The sequence below is a fragment of the Streptosporangium sp. NPDC003464 genome (assembly GCF_053588315.1).
Map to the genome: position 1 here is coordinate 1 of NZ_JBSFPS010000562.1, position 1,289 is coordinate 1,289.

The following is a 1,289-nucleotide window of genomic DNA, read 5'->3' on the forward strand; positions in this document are numbered from 1 at the left end:
CCTGAGGATCGGGAGGAACACCGACACGAGGAGAAGCGGTGACCGATATCCGTGCCCGTGCCCAGGACCTGGCCGACCGCTACGTCGCGCTCTGTCTCGAACCGGACGCCGAGCTGCGCCGCAAGGCAGTCCAGAAGCTGTGGGCCGAGGGCGGCGAGCATGTACTCCACCCGCCGAAGGATATCCGGCAGACCGCCCACGACCTGGGCTTCGAGCCCACCACCCTCGAAGCGCACGGGTACGACGCGATCGAGACCAGGGGAGCACGCAGCTACGAGCAGTCCGTCGCGACGGGGCAGTTCACCTTCAGGAGCAGGGGCGACGCCGTGCGCCTGCGCGACGTCGTCACCTTCCAATGGGAATCGGTGGACCTCGGCGACGCGGGCGCGGTGACGGGCGGCGGCCTCGAGGTCCTCGTACTCGACGAGGACGGCCGTATCGTCACCGCGGCGGCGGCGCGGGACGATCACGCTCGTCATGGGCCTCCCGCAGTGATCGGTGTTCACCGGCGAGCTCCGCGCGCAGTCCCTTCGCGATCCGCTCGCCGTCGGCGCGCACCTGGGCAAGCCCAAAAGGAGGAGCGGGTCAATCGAAGGCGAGCGCGCAGAAGGCCCTGCGGATACGAGAGAGGGGTTTGCGGTCCCTGCTGTAGTACAGCTTGTTGGTCAGCAGAACGGCCCACCGATTCTGTTTGCGAGAGATCCACATGCCGGTGCCCGTGAAACCATAGTGAACATAGATGTCGGCTTCGGGGGCGGTACCGGAGGCGGGATACCAGAACAGACCGCGTGCCGGGGCTAGGTCGCCGGTGTGGATCTGGAGGGACTCGGCTATCCAGACGGCGCCGAAACCGACCGGATCCGGTCCGGGGGTGGGGGCCAGGAGGTGGCGCTGGAAGAGCGCCAGGTCGTCTGCGGCGGAGAAGACGCCGGCGATGCCGCATACGCCGTTGAGCAGGCGGGCGGAGAAGTCGTGGACGACGCCTTTGAGGTGGACGCCGGTGTCGGGATCGAGTTCGGTGGGGGCGCACCGCCCGATGAGTTCGTACGGCAGGGGGCCGAAGCGGGTGCTGTCCATGCCGAGCGGCTGCCAGATGTGGTGCCGGGCGAGGCGGTCCAGCGGCCGGCCGGACAGGTACTCGGCGAGATAGCCCAGAACCAGGGCGGCCCGGTCGGTGTAGTCGACGGCTTCGCCGATCGGGCGATGCAGCTCCTCGCGCAGGACACCGTCGCGGACGGCCCGGGGGTCGGTACCGTACAGGTGCTTGAGGTTGGCACGCAGCGGCATGC

At 68.8% G+C, this 1,289-nt stretch carries 2 protein-coding genes; both read right to left on the reverse strand.

All coding sequences use genetic code 11. The features are described from left to right. Nucleotides 1-479, reverse strand: a 479-nt coding sequence (locus ACWDS7_RS48545) for a hypothetical protein (RefSeq protein ID WP_451934838.1), incomplete at its 3' end; no start/stop codon positions are given. Between the two features lie 106 nt (nt 480-585). Next, on the reverse strand, nt 586-1,289 hold a 704-nt coding region (locus ACWDS7_RS48550), incomplete at its 5' end, for a serine hydrolase domain-containing protein (RefSeq protein WP_451934839.1).